This window comes from Streptomyces sp. NPDC088762, assembly GCF_044750905.1.
GTDB lineage: Bacteria > Actinomycetota > Actinomycetes > Streptomycetales > Streptomycetaceae > Streptomyces.
The window spans coordinates 315,896-334,990 of the sequence record NZ_JBIVKT010000003.1 but is presented as its reverse complement, the minus strand read 5'-3'; the positions used below and the strand labels follow the sequence as shown (position 1 = coordinate 334,990).

Here is a 19,095-nt window from a genome sequence, read left to right as displayed (position 1 = left end):
CTCAGGGGGTCGGGCACTCCTTCCAGGAGAGGTGGTACAGGGTGTTGACGCTGCCGTCGGTCGCGTCCATGGCGATGTAACTGGTGGTCGCCGGGTCGGACGTTCCGGGGTCCACGCTCAGCTCGGTGTCGATGGTGAAGTTCCGCTTCTGGCCGCAGGGGGCCCACATGACGGCGGTGGCATCCGTGCTGTCGGTCACCTGCCAGTTGTCGTCGAGACTTCCGCGGAAAGCGTGGCTCCTGCTCGAGGCCCCGGACATGCCCTGGAAGGAATAGCCGGCCTTCTGGACGGCCGTTGCTCCCTGCGCCAGGTGCGCGTAGCCGCGGTAGTCGGCCTGGCCGACGGCGTAGGTGTAGCCCTTGGGGATGTTCATGTGCAGGCTGAGCCGGCAGTCCTTCCGGGTGTCCGTCGGGCGGGCGGCGCCACCGGTCTGCGCGAGGTACTCGCTGTAGGTCACGGTGAAGGCGCTGTTGTCCGGGGCGACGGCGACCGACGCGCTTCCGGGCCGGCACCCCGAGCCGTTGACCGTGGCCACGCCGATGGTGACCCTGTCGGCCGGCTTGGGCGGCCGGGGCGCGGCGGCGCCGGCGGACGAGGTGAAAGCGGTGGTGGCGAGCGCCGCGGCCGCGACACCGACGGCGGCCGTGAGCACGGGGAGAGTGCGCGGGGTACGGATCATGCCCGGACCAACGACCCGTGCCGGCGTGCGGCAACGCTGGGCCGGTGGCACCGCTGCGCCCGCACGGGCGGGGGCTGTGGGGCGGGACTACCGGGCCAGCTCCGCGTGGACGGTCTTGCCGTCGCTGTGGGGGACCACGCGCACCCGCCGTGCGAGGCTCTGGACGATGGGCCAGCCGCGGCCGCCGGTCTGGTCGGGAGTCCGCGCGCGTGGGGGGCTGGAGTTGGTGTCCCGTACGGTGATCCCGATGCCGTCGGGGACCAGACCGAGCCCCAGGACGAGGGGCCCGGGGGCGTGGCGGACGGCATTGGTCACCAGTTCGGAGACGACCAGCAGGACGTCGTCGTGAAAGGTGTGGCGGGCGGGCAGGGCGTGGTGGCGCAGGAACGCGACGGCGGCTTTCCGCGCTTCGGCGATGCAGCCGGGCCCGCCGTCGAAGTCCACGCGCAACTCTGCCATGGGCGCGTCGTGCGGAATGGCCGACGGGAGCTCCATCCCCCACTCCCTTTCCACTCAGTGCCTCACCCCTCGGGTGCCCCACCGCTGCCCGTGATCCGGTAGCCCCGCCGGGGCCCTGCCCTTCGGCTTTACCCACAGCAGGGTACCCAGCCCGTTCGAAACGTCCATCGGTTCATGCCCCTGTTCATGTCCCCCGCCCTCCTGTGCTTTTGCGCCGATCCGCACGTGCGGGAGTGATCCCTCGGGAGAACAGGTTCACTTCTAGTGCAGATTCACTACTCTGGGCTGGTGCCCATTACCCAGGATGGGAGTTGCCGCATGAGAGAAGACGTGACGTGACCGGCCCGCTGTTCCAGGTCACCACCGCGCTCGACGCCGACGTGGCCGCTCTCCGGCTCGCCGGCGAGCTGGACCTGGACACCGCCGTGCGGTTGCGTGCCGCCATCGCCGAGTGCTTCGCGCGCCGACCCCCCCGTGTCCTGCTCGACCTGTGGGACCTGCGCTTCTGTGACTGCGGTGGACTGAACGTGCTGCTGGAGGCCAGATCCGTAGCGGATAGGATCGGCACCGAGGTGCGCATGGAGGGCGCCTGCGGCCAGGTGGCCCGACTGTTCGCCCTCACGGGCGTCGACGAACTGTTCTCCGACGGCGTGCCGCGTCTACCACCGAGGACCGTCTGATGCCTTCGACACCGCAGACCACACCGGATACCGTGCCGCGCACCGCCGGTGGCCGCATCACCATTCTGCTCGTCGAGGACCACGACATGGTGGCCGAGGCCATCCGGCTCGCCCTGGACCGCACCGACGACCTGGAGGTGGTCGGCCGCAGCCTGTCCGTGAAGGAGGCCTTGGCCGACGCCGCCCGGCTGCGCCCCGCCGTGGTCGTACTGGACCGGCGACTGCCCGACGGTGACGGCATCGCCGCCATCACCGCGCTCAAGGCCGCCGCCCCGGGCACCCGCGTCCTGGTGCTGACCGGCGAGGGGACACCGGCGGTGGCCGCCCACGTCGCCGAGGCCGGTGGGTCCGGACTCATCCTCAAGGTCGGCAACCTCGGCGAACTCCAGGACGGCGTACGCCTGGTGGCGGCGGGTGAAATGGCCTTCAGCAAGGGGCTGCTCAGCGGAGCGGTGGACCGGCTGACCGGACGCACCACGAGCCTGGGCACCACCCTGACCCCGCGCGAGCGCGAGACCCTCGGCCTGCTCGGCGACGGCCTGGGCGCCGCCGAGATCAGCGTGCGGCTCGGCGTCGCCCTCAACACCGCCAGGAACCACGTCCAGCGGGTCCTGGAGAAGCTCGGCGCCCGCTCCCAGCTCGAGGCGGTCGCCGTGGCCCGCCGGGAGGGTCTGCTGCGATGACCGGGAACAGCCCCGCCGAACAAAGCGGCGTCCTCGCTCCGACCGAGACGGCGTTCACCTTGCTGGTCACGAGCGTCGTCGACTACGGCATCTTCATGCTCGACCCCCGGGGCCACGTGTCCAGCTGGAACGCCGGCGCCGAGCGGATCAAGGGCTACAGTGCCACGGACATCATCGGCAAACACTTCTCGGTCTTCTACCCGCCCGAGGACATCGCCGCCCGCAAACCCCACCTGGAGCTCGAAGCGGCCATCGCCGACGGCCGGCTGGAGGACGAGGGCTGGCGCATCCGCAAGGACGGCTCCCGCTTCTGGGCCAACGTGGTGATCACCCCCCTCTTCGGCGAGAACGGTGAACTGCGCGGCTTCGGCAAGGTCACCCGGGACATGACCGAGCGCCGCGCCGCCGAGCAGGCGCTCACCCAACGCCGCCGCCTGTTCACCCATCTCGTGCAGGCCCAGGAGTTGGAACGCCGCCGCATCGCCTGGGACGTGCACGACGACTCCATTCAGGCCATGGTCGCCGTCGGCATGCGGCTCCAGCTCCTCGCCGACCGGGTCGGCGAGCCGTACGCCCGCGAACTCTCCCGGCTCGACGAGTCGGTGCGCGAGGCGGTGGGTCGCCTGCGCAACCTCACGTTCCGCCTCCAGCCGCCCGGCATCGACCGGCACGGGCTGATCGAGTCGCTGTCCCAGCACCTGAACGACGTGGTGGCCGCAAGCTGGGGCCTCGAGCCGTCCCTGGAACACGAGCTGGCCAGGGAACCGGCCCCCGAGACCGCGGTCACCATCTTCCGCATCGTGCAAGAGGCGCTGCTGAACGTACGCAAGCACGCCCGGGCGCAGAAGGTCCGGGTCAGCGTCCACAACGACAACGGGGGTCTGCTGGTCCAAGTGGCCGACGACGGCACCGGGAACCCGGCGGTCGCACGCGGCCTGCACGAGCACTTCGGACTGATGGAGATGCGGGAGCGGGCCGAGACGGCCGGCGGCTGGTGGACCCTGCGCAGCGAGCCCGGGACCGGCACCACCGTGGAGTTCTGGGTGCCCGACCTGCCGACCGGAGTACTGGACGAACCGCTGCCCGGGCCGCCCGTCAGGAGCTTCGACTCCCGCACCGTCCTCGAGGAGCCGTTGTGACCTCGCTCCCCACGCCCGGTGGTCCCCTGCGCGTGCTGGTCTGCGACGACAACACCATGCTGCGCGCGGCGCTGGAGGAGGTGGTCGGGGCCCAGCCCGACCTCACCCTGGCCGGCAGCGCCGCCGACGCCGACGAGGCGATCCGGCTCGCCACCCTCCGACGGCCGCACGTCGTGGTGCTCGACGTGCGCTTCCCAGGCGGCGGCCCGTACACGGCCCAGCAGATCATCCGCGCCGTCCCCGGGGTCCGGGTCCTCGCGTTCTCCGCCTACGGCGACCAGGGCCCGCGCACCGAGATGGCCGCGGTCGGCGTCGCGGGATACCTCGTCAAGGGCATCACCAACGCCCGGCTGCTGGCCGAGATCCGCGCCCTGGGAGCCGAAGCCCGCACGGCCATGCCCTTCACCGCCGATGGCGGAGCCCGCCCCGGGCGCTGACGGAGGTGCGCGGGCGCGTTTCTGACCGTACGTCAGGCGCCTTCGTCGAGGACGGTACGGATCAGTGTCCGCTGGTCGTCGGTGAGGCACGGGTCCTGAAGGTCGAGTACCTCGTCGTCGACGGTGATCCGGTAGTGATAGCCGTCGGCCACCGGGGCGACGGCCCGTTGTGCGAGTTCCTCCAGCTCCGCCGCGTCCGCGCGGTCCGAGGTGTCGAGTGCGCGGGTCTTCTCGAGGCCGGCGAAGCCTCCGGAGCGGGTGATCGTGATCAGCATGGCTGTTCCTCCCGGTTCCTGGTGGGGTCGCACGTTCCGAACGTGGCGGCCACTGCCGCGCGTTCCCTGAACACCGGCCTGTTATCACGGCGCGAGGCCCCTGTGGTACGAACGTCCGGAAAGCGTCGCCGAGTGGCTGACCGGTCGTCACCGGGCGCGACTGCAACGCCCCCAGGCGGGGTTGTGGTGGGGGGCCTGCGCGCGGATAGTGGAACCGTTCGGGGGTCTTCGACGTGGCAGCACGCGACGCCCCAGACGAACCTCTCGACCGGGGGCCGTGTATGAAGCGCGTCGGATACCTGATGACCTCTCTGGCTCTGGGCGCCGGCCTGGCGATGGCCGGGGCGGGCCCTGCGGCCGCGGACCCGTACGACTGCCGTACGTGGTACCAGTCCAGTACCACCGCGGCCGGTACGTGCACCAACGGCACCGGTGAGTTCCGCGTCTACACCAGGTGTGACAGGTTCCTGGCGCAGGACTACACCGTCTACGACCCCACGTGGCGCCGGGTCGGTACCACCAGCACCGCCATCTGCCACAGCGGCGGGAAACCCTACGGCGCGGGCATCCAGGTGCGTTGACGCCCGGTATCCCCGGTCACCGCGGCGGCTGCGGCGAGTCGAGGTGCCCGCCCGTGGCCTCCGCCGCGATCCGCGCCGAGAGTCCGTCCAGCAAGGTCTCCAGCGCGGCCAGGAACACGGTCGTCCCGTCCAGCCGCGCCATGTGGGCCACACTGCGTGCGATGGCCGGGAAGGCGGCCGGGTCCGCCGCGGGGTACTCGCGGGTCCAGGCCTGCTCGTCTCCCGTCCGGGCGGCGCCGTCCAGGGTCTCGAACGCCGCGTCCATGCCGGCCCAGGCCAGGGTGAAGTCTCCGTAGACCCGGTGCAGGACGGCAGCCAGCGCGGGGGAGCACCCGGCCCGGCCGAAAGCCGCCAGGATGTGCTCGACGATCCGCATCTCGCCGGGGCGCCGGGTCGTGCGGTAGGTGGCCAGGACCGCCGCGCCGGGATGGCGAAGGGCGGTCTCCCGCGTGCGCACCGCAAGGTCGCGCAGCGTCTCGCGCCAGCCCTCCGACGGTTCGAACCCCGTCAGGGTCTCCTCGAAGAGGCGGTCGGCCAAGGCCAGGTGGAGCTCGTCCTTGTCCCTGACGTACCGGTACAGGGCCGAGGGGTCGACCCCCAGCCGGGCAGCGAGCCGCCGCACGCTGAGCGCTGCCGCGCCCTCCTCGTCGGCGAGCGCGAGCGCGGCCTCCACGATGATCCGCAGGTCCAGTTCCACCTTGGGGGGACGGCCCCTGCCTCGTGCTGCCATGGGGCGATCAGACCAGGCCGGACAGCGCTTGCGCAAGCCCTGTCGAACGGCGGGAAATCTTTTACCCACACTGTTGACAAAATAGTGCGGCGAACGGTTGTCTGCGGGGCACCCCGAACCGAGGAGTGCTGCTCATGGACCAGGGAAGACCCGCCACCGGCGAGGCGCCCGCCGCCGCGTTCCGCAAGACCCTCAGCACCCGGCACGGCGTGATCATCGCGCTGGCCAACATCAGCCCCACCGTGAGCGTCGGCATCGGCCTCGCCTTCCTCGCCGCCCTCGCCGGCACCGCCATGCCCGCCGCCTTCCTGCTCGCGGCCCTGCCGATCCTGGCCGTTTCCGGGGGCTACGCCCGGCTCGCCGCCCGCGACCCCAACTGCGGTACGGCGTACGTCTGGGTACGCCGGGCGCTCGGTCCCTGGACCGGCTACCTCACCGGGTGGACGGCGGTCGCCACCAACATCCTGTTCCTGTCGTACGCGGGCCAGCTCACCGGGCAGTTCACCCTCGGCCTGCTCGCCGAGGCGGGCGTCGGGGCCGTCTCCCCGGACGACCCCCTCGCGGTCACCCTCACCGGTGTGGTGTGGAGCGGCCTGATCGTGCTGAGCGCGCTGCGGGGGGTGAAGGGAGCCACCGCCGTCCAGAGCCTGCTGCTCGGCGTCTCCGCTGTCGTGGTCACCGCCATCGTGATCACCGCCTTCGCGCGGGGCGACGCTGCCCCCGTCTCCGCCTCGTGGTTCTCGCCGTTCGCCTTCCCCGACACCCTCACGCTGCTCGGGGCGACCGTGATGGCGGCGTACATGTTCTGGGGCTGGGAGAGCGCCTTCTCCGTGGTCGAGGAGTCGACCTCCGCCCGCTCCTCGGGCCGTGCCGGAATCATCGCGATCCTGGTCACCACCGGGTTCTTCCTCTTCTCGGCCACCGGCTTCCTGCACGCGCTGAAGCCCGAGCAGCTCGCGGATCCGCTGTCCGGTGTCACCGAACTGGCCCGCACCTTCTACGGGACCGCCGGCGCGGCCGCCGCCCTCGCCGCGATGCTCTTCGCCACCGTGGCCTGCATGCAGTCGAGCGTCATCGCCGGCGCCCGCCTCACACTCGCCATGGGCCGCGACGGGGTCCTGGGCACCAGCTGGACCCGGCTGCACCCCGCATGGGGCACGCCCGTCACCTCCACCGTACGGATCGCGGCGCTCGCCGTCGGCATCACGCTCGCCGGGCTCGCGGTCGGCTCGCTGTCCGAAGTGGTCGTCGCCGTGGTCAACTCGGTCGGCATCCTGGTGTCGCTGATGTACGGGGTCGGCGGCATAGCCTGCGTCGTCACCTTCCGCCACGAACTGCGCGGCCGGATCCGCGACGCGCTCGTGGTGGGCCTGCTGCCGCTGCTGGGCGGCGTCGCCCTGCTGCTGCTCGGCGGTCTGGTCGCCCACCAACAGTGGACCTCCGTGGACCACTTGGCCTTCGACGCCGAGAACGGGCGCTTCCTCACCGTCCTGCCCCTGAGCGTCATCGCCCTCGGCGTTCCCGCCGCCCTGTGGACCCGCTACCGGCGCAGGGCCGCCTACTTCACACAGCCACCGGCACCACTCGCGCCCGCCTCGGCACCGGTGGCCGCCCGCTGACCGCCTCGCCCCGGGGGCGGACGCGCTGACGCCCGCCCCCACGCCTCCCCTCGACGCGTCGCCCCCTGCCGGCCGTCACCCTCCCTCACCGAACCGCCACCCACCGGAGCCCGCACATGCGCCACGCAGACCTCGTCCTCCTCAACGGCACCATCTGGACCGCCTCCCCGGTACGCCACCGGATCTCGGCGCTGGCCGTCACCGGCGGGCGGATCACCGCCCTCGGCACCGACCGGGAGATGCGCGAGCTCATCGGTCCGCGGACCGAGGTGACCGACCTCGGCGGCCGCTTCGTACAGCCCGGTTTCACCGACGCCCACGTCCATCCGGTGATCGCCGGGATCGGAATGCTCGGCTGCGACCTGAGCCCGGGTCGTACGGCCCGCCAGTACCGCGACACGATCGCCGCCTACGCCACCGCCCATCCCGGGGCCCCCTGGATCCAGGGCAGCGGCTGGTCCTTCGACGCCTTCCCCGGCGGTCTGCCGCACCGGGACCAGCTCGACGACATCCTTCCCGACCGGCCCGCCTACTTCCCGGTCCGCGACGGGCATTCGGCGTGGGTGAACTCGCGCGCCCTCGCCCTGGCCGGGCTCGACCGGCACACCCCCGATCCCGCGGACGGCCGCATCGAACGCGACGCCGAGGGCGAACCCACCGGCGTACTGCACGAGGGCGCCATGACGCTGGTCGGGTCGCTCGCGCCCGCTCCCTCGGCGGCCGAGGCCCGCGCCGGACTCCTCGCCGCCCAGGAACTGCTGCACTCGCTCGGGATCACCGGCTGGCAGGACGCGCTCGTCGGCGCCTACGCCGGTTTCCCCGACCCCCTCGACACCTACCTCGCCTGCGACGCCGACGGCTCACTGACCGCCCGCGTGCGCGGAGCGCTCTGGTGGGAACGGGACCAGGACCTCGGCCAGCTCGACTCCCTGCTCGCCCGCCGCGAGAAGGCCGCCCGGGGCCGCCGCTTCACCGCCGGCAGCGTCAAGATCATGCAGGACGGCGTGGTGGAGAACTTCTCCGCCGCCATGCTCGAGCCCTACCTGGATTCGTGCGGTTGCCCGGGCGACAACGCCGGAATCTCCATGGTCGACCCGGCCCTGCTCCGCGAGGCCGTGATCGCCCTCGACGGGCACGGCTTCCAGATCCACTTCCACGCTCTGGGCGACCGGGCGGTCCGCGAGGCACTGAACTCGCTCGAGGCTGCCGTGGCCGTCCACGGCCACACCGGGCTGCGGCACCACCTGGCCCACCTCCAGGTGGTGCACCCCGAGGACATCCCGCGCTTCCGCACCCTGCGTGCCGCCGCGAACATGCAGCCGCTGTGGGCCGCGCACGAACCCGCCATGGACGAACTGACGTTGCCCTTCCTCGGCGAAGAACGCGGGCGGCGCCAGTACCCGTTCGGCGCCCTGCACGCGGCCGGCGCGGTGCTGGCGGCGGGCAGCGACTGGTTCGTTTCGAGCCCGGACCCCTGGCACGGCATCCACGTCGCCGTCAACCGCCAGGTGTGGGCCGAGGAACTGGGCGAACCGGATCTGCGCCCCCCGTTCCTGCCCGAGCAGCGGCTCGCCCTCACCGACGCCCTCGCCGCGTACACGGCCGGCTCGGCGTGGGTGAACCACCAGGACGACGCCGGCGTGATCGCCACCGGCCGGCTCGCCGACCTCGCGGTCCTGGACCGTGACCCCTTCGCCGTGGCCGCCGCCGACCTGCACTCCCTTCGCACCACGGAGACGTACGTGGGCGGTCAACGGGTCTACAGCGCCGGCTAGGGGGGTGTCTTACGGATCAGGCCGGGCTCGGCCTGATCCGTAAGACACCGCCTGGGGGTGCTTCTACGCGCCGGCGCCCGCCACCCCTTCCGCCCCCGCCTCCGTGCGGGCCGCTGCGGCGGCCTCCCACGGAGGCGGCGTCCGCGATTCCGTCCACGCCTCCAGGGCGTCGCCGTCGATGCAGGTGATGCCGCAGGCGGCGGCGTACTCCACGGCCGGAGCGGTGAAGGCGCTGGTGGTCACGACGACCGCCACATCGGCCTCGTGGACGGCGAAACAAGTGCCGCCGAAGCGCTGGAGGTCCTGCGAACCGACCCGGTTGCCCTCGCCGTAGTGCTTGCACTGGATGACCACGCGCAGGCCCTCCGCCGTCGTGGCGATCACGTCGGCCCCCAAATCTCCCGCTCCGCCCACCACTTCCACCTGGGGGCAGCCGTCGCGGGCGCACAACGCGGCGACCGTGTGCTCGAAGCCGTCGGCGTCCACCCCCGTGTGGTCCAGGGCGTCGGAACTCACCTCGGGCAGGACGGCCACCTCCGGCACGGTCTGCGCCGCGGCCGCCGGCCCGGAGCAGCCGGACGGCGCGCCCCACCCCACCGGTCCTCGAGGGCCCGGTGCACGGGCGGGGGAGCGGCGTGGCCCCGGAGCGACGCTCCACCTCGCCAGCGCCACCCCGGCGGCGAGGACCACCGTCGTGACGATCGGCATCACCGGTATGCCCCCGCCCGCGACCGCGGCCGTCCTGACGAACACGGCCGACCCGCCCAGGCAGATCCCGACCAACCCCACCGCCAGTACGAGGTCACGCCCTACTGACGCCGGGCCGTCACCTCCGTCGCGCCGTCGCCCTCGCGGCACCGCCATGCAGGCCCCCCTCCTCCCCACTCACGCGCCTCGCCTCCTCGGCGCGGCGCCCCGCCACCCGACACGATCGGACACCGCCCGGGCGGTGGCGGACCCGGAACGTCTCTCCTCGTCTGGTCCGGATCGCCGCGTCCAAACGGGGTCGGTGACGCGCCCCGTCCGGTGGAGGCGGTGGAGCACGCGTCGTGTGACCGGCACAAAGGCCCCGAGCCGCAGCCCGGGGCCTTCACCGTTCCGTGCTCCGTCGCCGGAGGTCAGCGGACGGAGACCAGCGCGTCGTACATCGGGGACGTGCCGTCGCTGACGTAGGCGCGGATCGCGGTGAGGTACTCGTCACGGTCGACGCGCCCGTCGCCGTCGGTGTCGAGTGCGTCGAACGCCATGGCGGCGTTGTCGGCGGAGTTGCCGAGCACCGCGCGGAGTCGTGAGAACTCCGCACGGTCCAAGGTGCCGTCACCGTCGATGTCGGCGAGGTCGAAGAGCGATCCGAGCGCGTCCCGGCAGACGTCGTCGAACGTGTGCGCGCCGGCCCATGCCGCGTACTCGTCGAGGGTGACGTGCCCGTCCCCGTTGGCGTCCATGGCGGAGAAGACGCGTTCGTGCAGGGTGCGGGCAGTGGCGACGAGTGGATCGCCGGCGTCCCGGCCGAGCTCCCTCGCGGCCCGGCCGGGGCGGGCGAGGTACTCCTGGCGGGAGATCACACCGTCACCGTCCACATCGAGCATGCGGAAGACGTGTTCCCTGGCAGCCATGATGTCCATAACTCTCCTTCACAGGATGGCGGGTTCCCTGGCAGGTCCCACCGTGTCCGCCCGGCGGCCTCGTCTAACGGCCAGGGAGTCGGAGATCGTTTCTGCAAGCGGCGAAGCCACCCGAACAGCCGATCCGTACCGGTGCGGGTGCACCCCGACCACGCCGTGACCTCGACAGTCCTTGATCGTTCCCATCGGTATGGGGATCAGCGCCGGCCGGTTCGGGGCGTCCGCCCGCAGGGCGTCGGGCGTCGTCCTCGCGCTGTGCTGCGCCTGGGGGTGCGCGGCACCGGCCGGGCCGGCGCTGCCGGCCTCGGAGCAGGGCCGTGGTGATCTGATCAAGGCCGCTCAGCAGGTGCTCGTGGACAGGTGCCTGCAGACTCGTGGCGCCGTCGGGCCGCCGCCGCGGCACGAGGCGTTGTTCGGGGCCGGGCCGGCCGAACTGTCGCTCACGCTCGCCACCGGCTACACCGTCCGCGCGCACACCGACGGCTGCCTGGCCGAAGCGCACCGCTTCCTCTACGGAGACCAGGCCCGCTGGTTCCGCGCCGAAGTCACCGTCAACAACCTGCGCCCCGAGGCCCAGGCCCGCCTCGGCGAGGACGCCGACTACCGGGCCGCTCTGGCCCGCAGGGCCGCGTGCGGCGACAACGACACCCCGTGTATCCGCGGGAGCGGCCTGGAACAGCTGCGGAACCGCCTGGAGCCGGTCCGGCTCGCCCAGGTCCGCGCCGCGCACCGTGCGGACATCGAGACCTACGACCGCCTGCGCGACCGCGCAGTGCACCGCGCGGCGGCCCTCCTGGCCGACCGCCCACCCCCCACATGAAAGGCAACGTCCCCTCATGAACACGAGCAGGCTGCTCACCTCCGCCGCCGCGGCGTTCCTCCTCCTCGCCGCGGCCGCTCCGGCCGGCGCGGCCGACTGCCCCAGTGGCCAGTTCTGCGCCTGGGAGCACACCGACTTCGGGGGCCAGCGGGCGAACTGGTCGGGTGACGACGGCTGGTGGGAGAGCTGGATCGCCGACGAGGACTCCTCCTGGGCCAACCACGGCATCTCGGGCCCGGGCATCAAGGATCACGTGCGGGTCTACTCCCGGGCACATCAGGGAGGTCACATGACCATCTGCCTCGCCCCCGGCCAGGAGGTCAACCACAACCCCGCGGCCAACGACAGCGGCGACTCGCACACCTGGGCCATGGGCTGCTGAGACTGCCGACGGCCACGTCGGGCCGAGGCGGCCGCTCGGAGCCGTGCCTTCCCCTGCGTGCACCGGCTCCGAGACAGCGGCCGCCGCGGCCGGCACCCCCCACGGTGCCGCGTCCCTGCACGCCGCGAGCCCGGCCCGATCCGCAAGACCTAGAGTGGCGGGATGCCCCTGCCTGCCGACCGAACCGCCCTGGACATGCTCGACGCGTACCTGGAGGCGCTCTGGGACGGGACGGACCAGCCGCCCCCTCAAGGGGCGGTCCCCCTCGCGGCGGACGGAGGCGGCGATCTCGTGCGCTGGGCCCTCGACCGGCTCCGGCGCATCCCCGGCGAGCCGAAGGACGACTTCGCACGGCAGGTCGGCGGTCTTCTCGTCGAGTTCCGGTCCCGTCGCTGTCCCTGGAACGCGGCGGCGCTGCGGCTGCTCGACGACCCGTACACTTTCGCGGCTACCGGCCCCCGCCGGCACGAGGACTGGGCGTACGACGTCCACGCCGTGATGAACCGGCTGGTCCCCGACCCCCGGGGATGGCTCCGACTGGACGCGGACCGCACCAATGCCGCCCGCGAGACCCTGCCCGCGTACCCCTTCGACCCCCCGGCACCGTCAGAGCTGCCCGGACGCCTGTACCCCCTGGAAGCGGAGTCGGCGGTCGCCGCGCTCGCCATCATGGCCGAGGAATGGCAGGCGGAACCCGCCCCGGTCCGTTCCCGCCCGGACCGGGACGCCCTGCTGGCGGATGCCCGGACCCTGCTCGACCGGTACGGGCCCGCCGCGCGGTTCTGGACCAACGCGACGACCGCCGCCACCGGTCCGGCCCCGGACTTCCTCGCGGCGGGCCTCCAGAACACCCGCTCCCACGGCTTCCTCACGTCCGCGTACGTCAACGGCCTCGACCTCTTCGAGGACCTGGGCCTGATCGCGGTGTCCGACGAGGAGGTGGGGGTCTTCTGGTCGTTCGGGGCGTACTGACCACAGCCGGCGCCAGCCGCGGAGCCGTCCACCGGCCTCGCGAGGTGTTCTTCGCGTCTTCAGGAGGAGACCGTCAATGAACCAGCCGTTCCCGCCCGTCGAACCGTACGCGCACGGGCTCCTCGACGTCGGCGACGGAAACCGCGTCTACTGGGAGACCAGCGGGAATCCCGAGGGGAAAGCGGCCCTGTGCGTGCACGGCGGGCCCGGCAGCGGAGGGCGCCGCGGCAGTCGCACCCTGTTCGATCCCGAGGTCTACCGGATCGTCCTGTTCGATCAGCGCGGCTGCGGTGAGAGCACGCCTCACGCCTCGGACCCGGCCGTCAGCCTCGCTGCCAACACCACCGACCACCTCATCGCGGACATGGAGCGGCTCCGCGAGCACCTGGGCATCGAGCGCTGGCTCCTCTACGGCGGCTCGTGGGGTTCGACGCTGATCCTCGCCTATGCCGAGCGCCACCCGGAGCGGGTCTCCGAGATCGTCATCGCCGGCGTCACCATGACCCGCCCGGAGGAGACCGACTGGCTCTACCACGGCGTCGGACGCCTCCTGCCGGGCCCGTGGGAGAGGTTCCGCGACGCGCTGCCGGAACCGGACCGGGGCGGCAACCTCGTCGCCGCCTACAACACGCTGCTGAACGGTCCGGACGAGGCGGTCCGGCTCAAGGCGGCGCGGGACTGGTGCGCCTGGGAGGACGCTGTCATCGCCCACGAGGCACTCGGCCGGCCCGGCGCCTACAGCGACAAGACCGACAAGGCGCTGGTGGCCTCCGTCCGGATCTGCGCGCACTACTTCGCGAACGACGCCTGGCTGGAGGACGGACAACTGCTGCGTGACGCGCACCGCCTGGCCGGTATCCCGGCGGTGCTGATCCACGGCCGGCTCGACCTCGGAAGCCCGCTGAAGACGGCGTGGGAGCTGTCCAAGGCGTGGCCGGACGCGGAGCTGAAGGTGATCGGCGACTCCGGGCACACGGGCAGTCCCTCGATGCAGGACGAGATCCTGGAGGCGATCGCGCGGTTCGGCAGGGGCGGACGGTGACCGGCACCTCCGGGACCGGCCGGGCACACGACCGGCGTCCGGAAGCCGGTTCACCCGGATGGGGTGGTGTGGTCCGGGCGAGAGCGGGCACACGCGCCTCCAGCGCCCGCCGGTAGGTGCCCGTCCTCATGGAGGCCTTCTGTGACGTCCCGCATGACCGCCGTGATCAGCGCACGCCTCGCCACCGCCGACGGCGAGCCGCTGCTGGTGCACCTCTCGTACACCGTGTCGGACCCGGTCGCCGTGCGGGCGGTCATCCTCCACGACGGCAGGCCCCTGGCGTGCTGGCACTTCGAGCGTCAGATGCTGGCCGACGGACTCCACCGGCCGGTGGGGGAGGCCGACGTGAGGTTCCGCCCGGTGGGCGGCCCGGCCCGGCGAGCGCTCCGCATCGAACTGGGCGCAGCCGCCCCGGCGGGCGAGAGCCGGGCGGTGCTCCTCGCGGACGCCGAGGGCGTGGCCGCCTTCTTGTGCCGTACGTACGCGGTGGTGCCGGCCGACGCCGAGAGCACACGACTCGATGAGCATCTGGACGCGCTGCTCAGCCAGTGACACAGTCCGGACCACGGGCGGCCGAACAGCGGCCGGCCAGTAGATCCTGACGGAAAGGGGAGCGGCGATGCACCACACCGGGCCGGCGCTCGGCCGCGCGCTGCCGCTGGTGGCGACGGCTGCGGTCCTGGCGGCATCCACCTCCTGCGCGACTCCGGGCGCCCCGCAACAGCAGAAGGGCCACGGCCGGCTGATGGGCGTCTGCGAGGCCCGTACGGAGCTCGACCAGATCGGCGCCAGATTCCCGGAGTTCGGGCCGCTCGCGTCGACCACGTGGTGCGGGATGGTCCCGGCGCAGGATTCCCGCGTGCCCGGTCCCACGGACGTACGGCTCTTCGGCGTGCTCACGCCCCAGGACCCGGCGACCGTGCGCGTGTACCTGGACGACCCCTCGTACGCCTTCACGCCGAGCGCCCCCGAGGACGTCCCCGCCGAGATCGGCGCCTCCCTGCCCCCGGACGCGGAATGGGTGTCGAGCGAGAAGCTCACCCGGGCCGTGACGGGCGGCCGTTACGACGGCGACTTCCTCCTGGACCGCAGGTCCGGCCGCGTGCTCTTCGACTGCCTCGACCCTCACCGCAAGGACACCCCGTCCCCGGCAGTCACCCCGGGCTGAGCCACGGGGCGGGCGAGTGACGCCTGCGACGGCCGGGGACGGAGGAACACGTGAATGTTCAGGTGAGCCTGAGCAGCGGGGTGCCGGTGTCGAGGACGCCGCGGACGGCTGGGATGTCCCTCCAGGTGAGGCCCAGGGTGCGGGCGGCGTACCGGAGGGTGACGTAACGGGCTCCGTCGGCCGCTTCGGAGAGGGTCTTCAGGACCTCGTCCCGGTCGAGGAAGGCGGTCCCCCCGGCGGGCGGGTCCGGCCGGGGTCCCCGGTCGGATTCGCTGTCCAGCCCGTGGATGCCGGTGATCCGGTGGGAGAGGTCGGCTGCCGCGCCCAGGGTGGCCGGGCGTTCGTCGATGAGGGCCCGTGCGACCGGGTTGTGGCCGATGGCGTCCCGGAGCGGCAGGTGGTACAGCCGTGGGGAGACATCGGTCAGGTGGAGGGCGCCGTGGACGGTGCGGACGGTGCCGCGGGCGCCGTGGACGGCGGCGGCCCACAGCGCGGATGCCTCGGAGGGATGCCAGGCCAGTGCGGGCGCCGCTGCCGAGGCTGCGTCGCGGCCGGGGACGAGGGGGTGGCTGCCGACGAGGCGTTCGAGGAGGTCGCGTTCACCTATTTCCCCGTCGAGGCCGGGGCCCGCGACGTAGACGGTGGTGGGGATGCCGGTGAGGTGGCAGGCGGCCAGGGTCAGCGCGTCACCGAACGGGCTGCGCAGGGTGGGCTCGTTGCCGTGGGTGAGGACGTCGCCGCCGATGTCGACGATGCGGATGCGGCCCCCTGCGGCTTCGGCCATGGACGCGACCTGCCGTGCCAGGGAGGAGAGCCCCTCGGCGGGGTCCAGCAGCAGCAGCCGGGCCGGCAGGTCCCTCGCGAGGGCGGGCATGGTGGATCCGGCCGGGAAGCGGGCGCGGGTGGCGGGCGTGAAGGCCGCGGTGCCATCGGCACCGAGGGCGAGCCCGGCGAAGTCCCGTCTCCCGAGGGGGCTGGAGGTGGGGTCGACTTCGGGGCGCTCCCACGCGTAGGTGGCGATCAGCGGCGGGGCCGGGTCGACGATGACGGTGCGGGCGGCGATGAGGGTGCCGATGGGGTCTCCCCCTCCGCCTGCCGCGATGTACAGGTCGGTCATAAGGCGCGCTCGCGCAGGTCGATGCCCGTGATGCGGACGGGCGTCGCTCCCATGTTCCGCTGGGCGCGCTCGTTCGCCGCGTGGAGGCTCTCGTAGTACTCGCGGTCGAGGGCCTTGACGGGCTCGGAGTAGAACATCCAGGAGAGGATGTCGCGGTACTTGAAGCCCTTGGGGGTCAGCTGGATGCGGCGGCCGAAGCGGTGGAGGAGCCCGTTGGACTCGGCCGCGTCGAGGATGGGTTCGAACTCGGCGGCGTGCTTCTGGTAGCCGAAGTGGTCGAGTTCCGAGAGGTCGAGGTCGAAGGAGTCGAGGACGAGGCGCTTGCGGACGATTTCCTCCCCGGTCAGTTCGAAGCCGGTGACGGGGGCCAGCTCATGGTTCCTGGCCTTCTTGATGTAGTCGGCGACCTCGGCCGTCGAGGGCTTCACACTGCCGCTCATGTAGTCGAGCACGCTGGTGTAGGAGCGGGCGCCGACGCCGAGGCCGAGCAGGGGGACGCCGTGGAAGGTGAGCACCTTCTGGACGTAGCCGCCCCGGCCGGGCGTCTTGTAACGGACGGAGCCCTCCTGGACGTAGCCGTGCTCGAGGAAGGTCTCACGGGCGTAGTCGTAGCGGTCGTACAGCTCCGGCTGCCACATGTACTGGTACGCGCCGGTCTTGGAGAACCAGGCGTCCGGCCGCACGGTGAGGAAGTAGGTGCTGATGGTGGTGGGCTTCAGCGCGGCCAGTTCGTTCACGCTCTGGCGCCAGGTTTCGGTGGTCTGTCCGGCGAAGCCCATGATCAGGTCGGTGGACAGGTCCGGCAGGCCGAGTTCGTGCGCGGTGTGGACGGCGCGGCGGATGACGTCCTCGTCTTCGCCGCCGCGGCCGGCCTCGCGGATCTCGCGGGGGACGAGGGACTGGATGCCGACGTTGGCGCGCGTGAGGCCCATGTCGATGAGCGCCTTGAACTCGCCGGGTGCGTCGGCGATGGAGGACGGCGTGGCTTCGACGGCGACTTCTTCGACGGTCGAGCGCCAGTTGGGGTAGATCTCGCCGATGGTGGTGAAGATCTGCTCGAAGTGGCGGGGCTTGAGCAGGGCGGGAGTGCCGCCGCCGATGTAGACGGTGCGCAGGCGACGGGCCTGGATGATCTCGGCGTGATCCCGGATCTGGGTACACAGGGCGTCGGTGTAGGCGTCGAAGACGTCCTGGTCGGTGCTGATGATGGTGTAGAGGTTGCAGAAGCCGCATTTGCGGTCGCAGAAAGGGACGTGCAGGTAGAGGTTGAGTTCGGGGACCTGGTAGTTGGCCAGGTCCAGCGCCCACACGTCGGGGACGGTCCACTTGCCCTCCGGGAGGGGGCGGTAGGTGGAACGCGGCGGGTAGGAGTACTGGTAGGGCGGGATGACGCCCTGCTCGATGTGGTCGGCGAGCTGCTGGTGCAGGCTGGTCACGGTGTTGCTCCCCGTTCGGGTCGCGGATGCGGTTTACCTAGCGTGGCGATCCGATCACGGGACACTTGTGTGATTCCATCGGGTATGCGCACCAAATACCATGCCGGTACTGGTGAGTTGGCTGGACTTTGCTCCAAAACATCACGATCTGCGGCGAGTTGTTTTCGTCTGTCAGGCCCATAGCCGCTACCCTCACCCCGCGGCTTTGCTGGTCGCATGACAATCGGGGCGGGCCCGGACGGGCCGGGAGTGCTGGTCATCGAGCCGATGGGGAACGCGGGGCGTTTCCTCGTCGAGGCGGCTGACCGACTGGGGTTGCGCTTGTACGCGGCGACCCGCAAGGACATCTACGACGGATACCCGGACCGGCTGCGATCGGCCCTCGCCGGGGTGTGCGCGACGGATCTGGCGGACACCCCGACGGCCCTCGCAGACATGCAGGCCTTCTGCCGGCGTCACGCCATCGCCGGTGTCGCCGCCTGCTTCGAGCTGTTCACCCCGCTCGCCGCGCTGCTCGCCCAACGGCTCGGCCTGCCTGGCAACGATCCTCTTCTCGCGCGGGCGGCGAGGAACAAGATCCTCATGGGGGAGGCGTTCGCCGCGGCCGGCATCCCCGCCCCCCGCTGGGCGGTCGTGCACGAGGCCGGCGAGGCGCACGAGGTGGCGCAGTCGCGGGAGCTGGGCCGCCCCCTGGTGGTGAAGCCCGCCGAGCAGGGCGGCTCGTGGGGCGTGTCCGTGGTGGACGGCCCCGAACAGCTCGCCCCCGCGGTCGAAGCCGCCCTTCAGTACACGCACGCCCACCCGCACGGCCTGAAGCTCGACGCGCGGGCTCTGGTGCAGGAGTACATCCCGGGCGAGGAGTACTCGTGCGAAACGGTGGTGGCGGGCGGGGTGGCCTACCCGCTGCCGGTCGTCAGGAAGGACACCACCGAGGGCCGGTACCGCATCGAGACCGGGCACACCTGCCCCTCCGGCCTGGCTCCGCCGCTGGTCAGGAAGGTGCAGCACATCGCGGCGCGGGCGGCGCTCGCCGTCGGCGTGCGCAACGGGATCGCGCACACGGAGGTGAAGATCCCCCCGGGCACGCAGACGCCGTACGTGATCGAGACCGGAGCCCGCCTGCCGGGGGACAACCTGTGCGAGATCGTCGAGGCCGCGACGGGCGTGAACGAAGCCGTGGCCTACCTCCAGGCCGTGCTCGGCCGGGTCCCCGACACCGCCGCCTCCCGTACGGACGCGGCGGCGATCCGCTTCCTGCTGCCCGAGCGCGGAGGGGTGCTGCGGCAGGCGTTCATACCCGAAATGCCTGGCACGCACGGCGAGTTCCACCTCCGGCCGGGGGACGTGGTGCCGGAACCCGCGGATTCCTCCTGCCGGATCGGGCACGTGGTGGCCCGCGCGGAAACGGTTGATCAAGCACGCCGGCTGGCCGATCAGGTGGCCGCCCGGTCCCGAGTGGAAGTGGGTTGAAACAGG

At 72.1% G+C, this 19,095-nt stretch carries 22 protein-coding genes; 14 read left to right on the top strand and 8 right to left on the bottom strand.

Translation table 11 applies throughout. The features are described 5' to 3' along the window. Nucleotide 1: 1 nt before the first annotated feature. Nucleotides 2-679: a DUF4360 domain-containing protein gene (locus ACIP5M_RS09960; RefSeq protein ID WP_401194316.1), complete on the bottom strand. Its 678-nt coding sequence runs from the start codon at nucleotides 677-679 to the stop codon at nucleotides 2-4. Nucleotides 680-766: 87 nt separating this feature from the next. Then, entirely contained in the window at nucleotides 767-1,138 is a 372-nt protein-coding gene (locus tag ACIP5M_RS09955; protein ID WP_401194314.1) for an ATP-binding protein, read from the bottom strand. A gap of 335 nt (nucleotides 1,139-1,473) precedes the next feature. Between ACIP5M_RS09955 and ACIP5M_RS09950 the strand changes: the two genes are divergently transcribed. The 4 genes from ACIP5M_RS09950 to ACIP5M_RS09935 are packed head-to-tail and all read left to right on the top strand — an operon-like array spanning nucleotide 1,474 to nucleotide 4,077. Then, nucleotides 1,474-1,818, top strand: coding sequence for an STAS domain-containing protein (locus tag ACIP5M_RS09950; RefSeq protein WP_401194312.1), 345 nt, complete (start codon nucleotides 1,474-1,476; stop codon nucleotides 1,816-1,818). After that, entirely contained in the window at nucleotides 1,818-2,501 is a 684-nt protein-coding gene (locus tag ACIP5M_RS09945) for a response regulator (RefSeq protein ID WP_401194310.1), read from the top strand. The genes ACIP5M_RS09950 and ACIP5M_RS09945 overlap by 1 nt, the downstream gene beginning before the upstream one ends. Continuing rightward, nucleotides 2,498-3,640, top strand: a complete 1,143-nt coding sequence (locus ACIP5M_RS09940; RefSeq protein ID WP_401194307.1) for a PAS domain S-box protein — start codon at nucleotides 2,498-2,500, stop codon at nucleotides 3,638-3,640. The genes ACIP5M_RS09945 and ACIP5M_RS09940 overlap by 4 nt, the downstream gene beginning before the upstream one ends. Next, on the top strand, nucleotides 3,637-4,077 hold the full coding sequence (locus ACIP5M_RS09935) for a response regulator transcription factor (RefSeq protein ID WP_401194304.1): 441 nt from the start codon (nucleotides 3,637-3,639) through the stop codon (nucleotides 4,075-4,077). Before ACIP5M_RS09940 ends, ACIP5M_RS09935 begins: the two co-directional genes overlap by 4 nt. A 32-nt stretch (nucleotides 4,078-4,109) precedes the next feature. Here the strand turns inward: ACIP5M_RS09935 and ACIP5M_RS09930 are convergent, their stop codons facing one another. Beyond that, entirely contained in the window at nucleotides 4,110-4,352 is a 243-nt protein-coding gene (locus ACIP5M_RS09930; protein WP_401194302.1) for a protealysin inhibitor emfourin, read from the bottom strand. A gap of 281 nt (nucleotides 4,353-4,633) precedes the next feature. Between ACIP5M_RS09930 and ACIP5M_RS09925 the strand changes: the two genes are divergently transcribed. Continuing rightward, the gene (locus ACIP5M_RS09925; protein ID WP_401194299.1) at nucleotides 4,634-4,933 is read left to right on the top strand and encodes a hypothetical protein; all 300 of its coding nucleotides are present in this window, start codon (nucleotides 4,634-4,636) and stop codon (nucleotides 4,931-4,933) included. A gap of 16 nt (nucleotides 4,934-4,949) precedes the next feature. Here ACIP5M_RS09925 and ACIP5M_RS09920 read toward each other — a convergent pair whose 3' ends face one another. After that, complete coding sequence (locus tag ACIP5M_RS09920) at nucleotides 4,950-5,663, bottom strand: TetR/AcrR family transcriptional regulator (RefSeq protein ID WP_401194296.1); 714 nt, start codon at nucleotides 5,661-5,663, stop codon at nucleotides 4,950-4,952. 134 nt (nucleotides 5,664-5,797) lie between these two features. Here ACIP5M_RS09920 and ACIP5M_RS09915 point away from each other — a divergent pair, with 134 nt between their 5' ends. Together ACIP5M_RS09915 and ACIP5M_RS09910 are read left to right on the top strand one after the other, a co-directional pair. Continuing rightward, a complete protein-coding gene (locus ACIP5M_RS09915; RefSeq protein ID WP_401194294.1) occupies nucleotides 5,798-7,282 on the top strand; it encodes an APC family permease in 1,485 nt (494 codons plus the stop codon). A gap of 116 nt (nucleotides 7,283-7,398) precedes the next feature. After that, on the top strand, nucleotides 7,399-9,057 hold the full coding sequence (locus ACIP5M_RS09910; protein WP_401194292.1) for an amidohydrolase: 1,659 nt from the start codon (nucleotides 7,399-7,401) through the stop codon (nucleotides 9,055-9,057). 63 nt (nucleotides 9,058-9,120) lie between these two features. Here ACIP5M_RS09910 and ACIP5M_RS09905 read toward each other — a convergent pair whose 3' ends face one another. Beyond that, the gene (locus ACIP5M_RS09905) at nucleotides 9,121-9,921 is read right to left on the bottom strand and encodes a restriction endonuclease (RefSeq protein ID WP_401194290.1); all 801 of its coding nucleotides are present in this window, start codon (nucleotides 9,919-9,921) and stop codon (nucleotides 9,121-9,123) included. A gap of 254 nt (nucleotides 9,922-10,175) precedes the next feature. After that, complete coding sequence (locus ACIP5M_RS09900; RefSeq protein WP_401194287.1) at nucleotides 10,176-10,673, bottom strand: EF-hand domain-containing protein; 498 nt, start codon at nucleotides 10,671-10,673, stop codon at nucleotides 10,176-10,178. 199 nt (nucleotides 10,674-10,872) lie between these two features. Between ACIP5M_RS09900 and ACIP5M_RS09895 the strand changes: the two genes are divergently transcribed. The 6 genes from ACIP5M_RS09895 (at nucleotide 10,873) to ACIP5M_RS09870 (ending at nucleotide 15,066) form a co-directional block, all read left to right on the top strand. Next, complete coding sequence (locus tag ACIP5M_RS09895; protein WP_401194285.1) at nucleotides 10,873-11,502, top strand: hypothetical protein; 630 nt, start codon at nucleotides 10,873-10,875, stop codon at nucleotides 11,500-11,502. A gap of 16 nt (nucleotides 11,503-11,518) precedes the next feature. Next, nucleotides 11,519-11,884 (top strand): peptidase inhibitor family I36 protein, encoded by a 366-nt coding sequence (locus tag ACIP5M_RS09890; RefSeq protein ID WP_401194282.1) that lies wholly within the window; start codon nucleotides 11,519-11,521, stop codon nucleotides 11,882-11,884. A gap of 162 nt (nucleotides 11,885-12,046) precedes the next feature. Beyond that, nucleotides 12,047-12,856, top strand: a complete 810-nt coding sequence (locus tag ACIP5M_RS09885; RefSeq protein ID WP_401194279.1) for a hypothetical protein — start codon at nucleotides 12,047-12,049, stop codon at nucleotides 12,854-12,856. A gap of 76 nt (nucleotides 12,857-12,932) precedes the next feature. After that, complete coding sequence (gene pip / locus ACIP5M_RS09880) at nucleotides 12,933-13,898, top strand: prolyl aminopeptidase (protein WP_401194277.1); 966 nt, start codon at nucleotides 12,933-12,935, stop codon at nucleotides 13,896-13,898. A 141-nt stretch (nucleotides 13,899-14,039) separates the two neighbouring features. After that, nucleotides 14,040-14,450 (top strand): SsgA family sporulation/cell division regulator, encoded by a 411-nt coding sequence (locus ACIP5M_RS09875; protein ID WP_401194274.1) that lies wholly within the window; start codon nucleotides 14,040-14,042, stop codon nucleotides 14,448-14,450. Nucleotides 14,451-14,517: 67 nt separating this feature from the next. After that, nucleotides 14,518-15,066, top strand: a complete 549-nt coding sequence (locus ACIP5M_RS09870; protein ID WP_401194271.1) for a hypothetical protein — start codon at nucleotides 14,518-14,520, stop codon at nucleotides 15,064-15,066. 58 nt (nucleotides 15,067-15,124) lie between these two features. Here ACIP5M_RS09870 and ACIP5M_RS09865 read toward each other — a convergent pair whose 3' ends face one another. Together ACIP5M_RS09865 and ACIP5M_RS09860 are read right to left on the bottom strand one after the other, a co-directional pair. Then, nucleotides 15,125-16,183 carry a DUF1152 domain-containing protein gene (locus ACIP5M_RS09865; protein ID WP_401194268.1) on the bottom strand — a complete coding sequence of 353 codons (1,059 nt, stop codon included), beginning with the start codon at nucleotides 16,181-16,183 and terminating at the stop codon, nucleotides 15,125-15,127. Continuing rightward, entirely contained in the window at nucleotides 16,180-17,619 is a 1,440-nt protein-coding gene (locus tag ACIP5M_RS09860; protein WP_401194265.1) for a coproporphyrinogen-III oxidase family protein, read from the bottom strand. Before ACIP5M_RS09860 ends, ACIP5M_RS09865 begins: the two co-directional genes overlap by 4 nt. A 216-nt stretch (nucleotides 17,620-17,835) precedes the next feature. Here ACIP5M_RS09860 and ACIP5M_RS09855 point away from each other — a divergent pair, with 216 nt between their 5' ends. Continuing rightward, nucleotides 17,836-19,089 (top strand): ATP-grasp domain-containing protein, encoded by a 1,254-nt coding sequence (locus tag ACIP5M_RS09855; RefSeq protein WP_401194262.1) that lies wholly within the window; start codon nucleotides 17,836-17,838, stop codon nucleotides 19,087-19,089. The last annotated feature ends 6 nt before the right edge of the window (nucleotides 19,090-19,095 follow it).